The organism is Pseudoxanthomonas sacheonensis, assembly GCF_010093305.1.
Lineage (GTDB): Bacteria > Pseudomonadota > Gammaproteobacteria > Xanthomonadales > Xanthomonadaceae > Pseudoxanthomonas_A > Pseudoxanthomonas_A sacheonensis.
The window spans coordinates 93,973-100,591 of record NZ_PDWS01000015.1; the positions used below are offsets into that span (position 1 = coordinate 93,973).

6 protein-coding genes and 1 pseudogene are annotated in these 6,619 nt (G+C 64.9%); 3 read left to right on the forward strand and 4 right to left on the reverse strand.

The window, feature by feature from the left end; all coding sequences use genetic code 11:
* Window positions 1-29: 29 nt before the first annotated feature.
* The gene (gene fabR / locus CSC73_RS13350; protein WP_163841023.1) at window positions 30-677 is read right to left on the reverse strand and encodes an HTH-type transcriptional repressor FabR; all 648 of its coding nucleotides are present in this window, start codon (window positions 675-677) and stop codon (window positions 30-32) included.
* Between the two features lie 101 nt (window positions 678-778).
* Between fabR and CSC73_RS13355 the strand changes: the two genes are divergently transcribed.
* The 3 genes from CSC73_RS13355 to CSC73_RS13365 all read left to right on the forward strand — a co-directional run bounded on the left by CSC73_RS13355 (window position 779) and on the right by CSC73_RS13365 (window position 3,668).
* The gene (locus tag CSC73_RS13355) at window positions 779-1,882 is read left to right on the forward strand and encodes a ferredoxin reductase (RefSeq protein ID WP_163840993.1); all 1,104 of its coding nucleotides are present in this window, start codon (window positions 779-781) and stop codon (window positions 1,880-1,882) included.
* Between the two features lie 8 nt (window positions 1,883-1,890).
* Window positions 1,891-3,018, forward strand: a complete 1,128-nt coding sequence (locus tag CSC73_RS13360; RefSeq protein WP_246197521.1) for a fatty acid desaturase family protein — start codon at window positions 1,891-1,893, stop codon at window positions 3,016-3,018.
* Window positions 3,019-3,212: 194 nt separating this feature from the next.
* Window positions 3,213-3,668: an REP-associated tyrosine transposase gene (locus tag CSC73_RS13365; protein WP_163840998.1), complete on the forward strand. Its 456-nt coding sequence runs from the start codon at window positions 3,213-3,215 to the stop codon at window positions 3,666-3,668.
* A gap of 109 nt (window positions 3,669-3,777) precedes the next feature.
* Here the strand turns inward: CSC73_RS13365 and CSC73_RS13370 are convergent, their stop codons facing one another.
* The 3 genes and pseudogenes from CSC73_RS13370 to CSC73_RS13380 form a co-directional block, all read right to left on the reverse strand.
* Window positions 3,778-5,586: an ABC transporter transmembrane domain-containing protein gene (locus CSC73_RS13370; protein WP_163840999.1), complete on the reverse strand. Its 1,809-nt coding sequence runs from the start codon at window positions 5,584-5,586 to the stop codon at window positions 3,778-3,780.
* Window positions 5,583-6,176, reverse strand: a complete 594-nt coding sequence (locus CSC73_RS13375) for an IMPACT family protein (protein ID WP_163841001.1) — start codon at window positions 6,174-6,176, stop codon at window positions 5,583-5,585. Before CSC73_RS13375 ends, CSC73_RS13370 begins: the two co-directional genes overlap by 4 nt.
* Window positions 6,173-6,619: pseudogene (locus CSC73_RS13380) on the reverse strand (hypothetical protein); the annotation flags it as partial. The pseudogene CSC73_RS13380 and the gene CSC73_RS13375, both read right to left, overlap by 4 nt.

Below are 6,619 nucleotides of genomic sequence, written 5' to 3' on the forward strand. Positions count from 1 at the left end.
ATGCGTGGGTCGGGGGACGTAGCCCCGACCTACGATTCTTCGGCGATGGCGCGCGAGCCTGTGAGGATCATGCGCACCATCTGCGAGAGCTGTTCGATCAGTTCCGCGTCTTTTTCCGGCGGAAGATCCATGGCAGTGGCGCCCATGGCGAACACCAGGCGGGTGATGGCCTTGGACACCAATGCGGGTTCATGCAGGGTGGCGCCGTCGGCGGCGGCCAGGCGGATCAGGTCGATGCGAAGTTCGTCCTCGAAGAATTCCAGCTCCCGATCCACCGCCTGCTTGAAGGCGTCCGAACCCACCGTGCCTTCGCGCAACAGCACGTGCAGCAGTTTGTCGTCGGCGCGCAGCTGCTCCATGAAGGCCGAGACCGAGCCGCGCACGATGCTCTTGTCCGAACCGATGCGCTGGCGCGCTTCGCCGATGACCTTGCGCAGCGAGCGCCCGGCCAGGTCGATCAGGGCCACGGCCAGTTCGTCCATGTCGCGGAACTGGCGATAGAAGCTGTTGGGCGCGATGCCGGCTTCGCGCGCCACTTCGCGCAAGCTCAGCGTGGACACGCTGCGGTGCGGGCCGATCAGCTTCAACGCGGCGGCCAGCAGGTCTTCGCGTGAAATCGAGGCCTTGCGGCCTGTGTTCGGGTCGCTGTCGGGGTGTACTTGAACAGGGGTGGTCACGACGATGGGAGCGGCCTTGGCGGTGTCATGCAAGCATCATATCGGTCTTGTTAATATACAGCTGTATACACAATTGTATCTGCGCCTGTATAGTGATCGCCATGAATGCTCTGGTCCATCCCCCCGTCCAGCGTCCCCGGAACCGGCTCAAACGCCTGGTCCAGCCGCTGATTGCCCCGCAAGTCTTTGATTTCTGGGCTTCCCGGTTGAATCGGACCTGGTCCTGGGATCGTCCGATGGCGCGAATAGCGGAGCGGAAGGCCGAATCGGCCGATACCGTCACCCTGTGGCTGCGGCCGAACCGCCATTGGGCGGGTTTCCAGCCGGGCCAGCACCTCAATGTCAGCGCGCAGATCGACGGCGTGCGCGTGACCCGCAGCTACAGCCTCACCAACGCCTCGACCGCAGACGGCCGCCTGGCCATCACCGTGAAAGGCGTGGAGGGCGGAAAATTGAGCCGCCATCTGTGCGAGCGGGCCCGCGTCGGCGATGTGCTCGAAATCGGCCAGGCATTCGGTGAAATGACATTGCCGGCTTCCCCACAGGGCAGCTGGCTGTTCCTGGCCGCCGGCAGCGGCATCACGCCCCTGATGTCCATGACCCGCGCCCTGGCGGCGCAGGGCATGCCTGTGCCGCTGACCCTGGTGTACTGGGCGCGCACGCGGGAGGAGTTCTGCTTCGTCGATGAGCTGAAAAAGTTCGCGGCGGAACATGCGAACTTCTCCGTGCAGTTCGTGCCGACCCGCGAAACGGCCGTTGACGATGAAGCGACCGGCCGCCTCAGCGAGACGATGGTTCAGACGTTCGTGGACGACCTTTCATTGCGCCAGGTATTCGCCTGCGGTCCGGGCGGTTTCGTCGATACCGCCCGTGCGGTGCTCTCGTCGACTGCGAAATCTTTCCATGCGGAAGCTTTTTCCCCGCCGCCGCGAACGATCGAAGACTCGGGCAGCGTACAGGTCACCCTGGCCGCCAGCGGTCGCACGCTCACTCTGCCGCGCGGCCAGTCGTTGCTGACCGCGCTGGAAGCCGAAGGTTTCAAGCCGGCGTCCGGCTGCCGCATGGGCATCTGCAATACCTGCGCCTGCGGCAAGTCTTCCGGCGTCACCCGTCACCTGCATACCGGCGAACTTTTCCACGAACCCGCTTCCGCGCTGAAGCTCTGCATCAGCAGCGCCAGCACCGACCTTGTGCTCGACCTTTGATGAAGACCATGAACCAGAACTCCCGCAACCGATCGCTGAGCGCGGCCGAACTCGACGGCTTCGCCGCCGAACTGGATGCCGTGCGCGCCCGCGCCGTGGCCACCCTGGGGCAGCGGGACGCCGATTACATCCGCGGCATCGTAAAGGCGGTGCGCTACACGGAAATCACAGGCCGCGTGCTGTTGTTCGCTTCGTTGCCCATGGCCTTCGCCGGTTTGTTCTGGGCAACGTGGATCGCTGGCGTACTGCTGCTGGCGCTGTCCAAGATCCTGGAGAACATGGAGCTGGGCCACAACGTCATCCACGGCCAGTACGACTGGATGAACGATCCGCAACTAAACGGCAAGACCTACGAATGGGACATCGCCGGCACCAGCGCCAGCTGGCGCAAGACGCACAACTTCCAGCACCACACCTACACCAACGTGCGCGGCATGGACGACGATATCGGCTACGGGTTGCTGCGCATTTTTCCGGAGCAGCGCTGGCGTCCGTTCTATTTGTTGCAGCCGTTCATCGCGGTGGTGTTCGCGTTGCTGTTCGAGTGGGGCGTGGCCATCCAGGATCTCAAGCTGGGCCGTTGGTGGGCCGGCAAGACCAGCAATGCGCAGATGCGCAAGGCGTTCAAGCCGGTGGGCAAGAAGATGTTGCGGCAGGTATTGAAGGACTACGTGGTGTTTCCGCTGTTGGCCGGCCCGTTCTTCCTGGCCGTGCTGGCCGGCAATGTGGTCGCCAACCTGCTGCGCAACCTGTGGACCTTCACTATCATCTTCTGCGGGCACTTCACCGCCGATGCGGAGACCTTCCCCAAGGAATCGATCCGCAACGAATCGCGCGGCCACTGGTACCAGCGCCAGTTGCGCGGTTCCTCCAATCTGGCGGGCGGAAAACTGCTCAATGTGATGTCGGGCAATCTGAGCCACCAGATCGAGCACCATTTCTATCCGGACATTCCCGCCAACCGCTACGCGGAAATGGCGCCGGAAGTGAAGGCCATCTGCGCCCGCTACGGCCAGCACTACAACACCGGTTCGCTGCCGAAGCAGTTCGGGCAAGTGATCTGGCGGATTCTGCGGCATGCCTGGCCCAGCCGTCCGCCGCGCGTATCGGCTGAGTTGCAGACCCAGACCGGCTGAGCGATCTGGGCAAAAAGCTCGCGCCGGGACGGCGCTCCCACGAAAAAGCAGCAGCTGGCGGGAGCGCCGTCCCGGCGCGAGCTCTTACGCTGTTGTCAGTGATTTCCTGTCCGCAGGCAGTCAATAATCCCATTCTCCAGTGCAGTCGATGACGGGAGAATCTCGGCTGTCGAATTGTTCTAGGCAGCGCCCCGGTGTCTGTTTCTTCCTGCAAGCTAAGAGCAGGCCGTGCTTCCGAGAAAGGCGGTTACTACCTGCTGACCAGCTGTTGTCGTAATCGCGTCGCTTTTTTCAGCGATCCAGATTCGGCGCAGATCGTTCTGAGCTGCGCACGTTGGCTGGATCAACACCAGGCAATCGATCTCAAGGCTGTAGTGGTGATGCCGGACCACGTGCATCTGGTTCTTGGACTGCAGAGTTTTTCGCTGTCTCAGATCATGCATCGGTTCAAGAGTTATACCTCTCACGCCATTGCAAAGGCTGCGACGACCGACGGCGGTATCTGGCAAGCCGGCTACCATGATCGTGGAATACGCGACGAATCGGCCCTTCGGGCGCAGGTGGAGTACTGCCTATTGAATCCGGTACGCAGCGGGCTCGTCAGGGATTTTCGCGATTATCCCTATTGGTGGTGTTGCTGGGAAGTCTGAGTTGGACGCAGTAAAGGTATTGGAGGTTGCGATGAAGAGCTCGCGCCGGGACGGCGCTCCCACGACAGACAACCACCGGTGGGAGCGCCGTCCCGGCGCGAGCTCTTGCTCAGTCGATGAACTGCAGACGCGCCAGTTCGGCGTAAAGGCCATCTTGTGCGATGAGCTCGGCATGCGTGCCCTGGGCGACGATGCGGCCGCGGTCCATGACCACGATGCGGTCGGCCTTGAGCACGGTGGCCAGCCGGTGCGCGATGACCAGGGTGGTGCGGCCTTCCATCAGGCGCTCCAACGCGCTTTGTACGGCGCGCTCGCTCTGCGCATCCAGCGCGCTGGTGGCTTCGTCGAGCAATAGGATGGGCGCGTCCTTCAGCAGCGCGCGGGCGATGGCGATGCGCTGTTGCTGGCCGCCCGACAGGCGGGCGCCGCGCTCGCCCAGTTCGCTGGCGAAACCTTCCGGAAGCTCGCGGATGAAATCGTCGGCCTCGGCCGATTCGGCGGCCGCCTGCAGTTGCGCATCGGTGGCATCGAGCTTGCCGTAGCGGATGTTCTCGGCGGCGCTGGCGGCGAAAATGGTGGGCTGCTGCGGCACCAGCGCGATGTGTTCGCGAAGATCGGAGGGGTCCAGTTCGCGCAGATCCACGCCGTCGATGCGGATACCGCCCGACTGCGCATCGTGGAAGCGCAACAGCATGGAGAACACGGTGCTCTTGCCGGCGCCGGAGGGTCCGACCAGCGCCACGGTTTCACCCGGACGCACCTCCAGGTCGAAACCGTCCAGGGCAGGCAGGTCAGGACGCGAGGGGTAGTGGAAGACCACGTTGTCGAAGCGGATGTCCCCCTGCAGCGGCGTCGGCAGCCGGCGCGGATGGGCGGGGGCGATGATTTCGGAAGTTTCCTGAAGCAGTTCCGCAATCCGGCCCATGCCGCCGGAAGCGCGTTGCAGATCGTTCCACACCTCCGCCAGCGCGCCGACCGAACCTCCGCCGACCAGCGCATACAGCACGAACTGCGCCAGCGTGCCGGCGCTCATGCGACCGCCGATGACATCGTGCGCGCCCGACCACAGCACCAATACGATCGCGCCGAACACCAGGGTGATGGCCGCAGCGGTGACCCACGCCTGCGCGCGGATGCGTTTGCGCGCGGTTTCCACCGCCACCGCCACCGCCGCACCGAAGCGGCCCTGCTCATAAGGCTCGCGCGCATGGGCTTGCACGGTGCGTACCGCGCCCAGGGTCTCGCTGGCCAGCGTATTGGCGTCGGCGACGCGGTCCTGGCTGGCGCGCGATGCTTTTTCCAGGCGACGGCTGCCCAGCACGATAGGCAGCACCGCCAGCGGTATGCCGACCAGTGCGAAGGCGGCCAGACGCGGGCTGGTGATGAACAGCATGGTCAGGCTGCCGATCACGGTAACCGTGCTGCGCAGGGCGACCGACATGCTGGTGCCAACCACATTGCGCAACAGTTCGCTGTCCGCCGACAGGCGCGACACCAGTTCGCCGCTGCGGGTGCGGTCGTGGAAGCTCGCGCCCAGGCCGATCAGGTGCCCGTAAAGCTGCTTGCGCAGATCGGCCACCACGCGTTCGCCCAATAGCGAGACGAAATAGAAGCGCGCGGCGCTGGCCAGCGCCAGGACCACCGCGACCACGAACAGGAACAGGAAGGCGCGGTCGACATTGCTGCCGCTGGAGAATCCGTTGTCGATCATCTGCCGGAACGCGACCGGCAGGCTGAGAGTCGCAGCCGAGGCCACCGCCAGCGCGACCAGCCATGCGCCGAAAAGCCCGCCGTGTCTGCGCACGAAGGGCCACAGGGCACGCAGGCTGCCCAGTCGCGGTTTTGGCTTGGGAGAAGTGGAACCAGAAGCGGCCGTTGCCGAAGCGGTGTCGGCGGAAGCAGCGGGGAGGGAGGTCATTCGGGATCCGATTCGGCGAAACGCACACGGTTACGGGTGGCGTCGCGCAGATGGGTTTTCAAGGCGTCAACCCGGTCTGCGGGCAAACTGATGCGCAGAACGGCGCCGGTTTCGTCGAAATCCTCGTCCAGCTTTTCGGCGCCGTAACCCGACAGGGCGGCATGTACGCTGCCCAGATCGTCGAAGGCGCAGCCGAACCTGAGTTCGCGCATCTCCACCAGCAGGCGGCGCTCGGCCGTACGCAGGCATTCGGCAGCCGCGCCGCCGTAGGCGCGAACCAGGCCGCCCGCACCCAGTTTGATCCCGCCATACCAGCGGGTGACCACCACCATGACCTGGTCGCAGCCCTGGCCCTCGATAGCTGCCAGGATGGGGCGGCCCGCGGTGCCGGCCGGTTCGCCGTCGTCGCTGGAGCGGTACTCCGAACCTATGCGGTAGGCCCAGCAATTGTGCGTGGCGTCGGGGTCGGCCACCTGGGCAAGGAATGCCAACGCGGCTTGCGGGGAAGTCGCCGGTGCGGCGTGGGCGATGAACCGGCTGTGCTTGACCTCGAGCAGATGCGTCGCCGCTTTGGCGAGGGTGTCGGTCATTCTTCCAGCAAGGGTTCCAGGTCGCCCGGCACGGGTTCCTTGGGGTGGTCCTTGACGAATAGCAGGAGGCTTTGCTTGGCTGCGCCGGCGTCGCCCAGGCCGTAGCGGGTGCGCACCCGTTCCAGCCATTCGTTGACCGGCAACTGGGCATCGTCGGAAACCGGCACCTGCAGGTCGGTGCGCTTCATGCGCGAGCCGGTTACTTCGATGCGATCCAGCGTGGCGCTTTCCTTCTGGCGTGCCGAAGCAGCGGCACGTGCCGCTTTTGCCTCGGCCATCGCCTCGGCCTGCGGTTTTGCGGCGGCTGCGCCCGCGCTGGCGGCGGGAGCGTAGGCATCGGCAGCGTGCGCCGAATAACCTTCGTGCGGATCCGCTGCGAAGGGGATGGAAGTATCGGCGGCAGGTGCCGGGGCGGCAGCCATCGCGGCGGGTGGAGCGGGAGG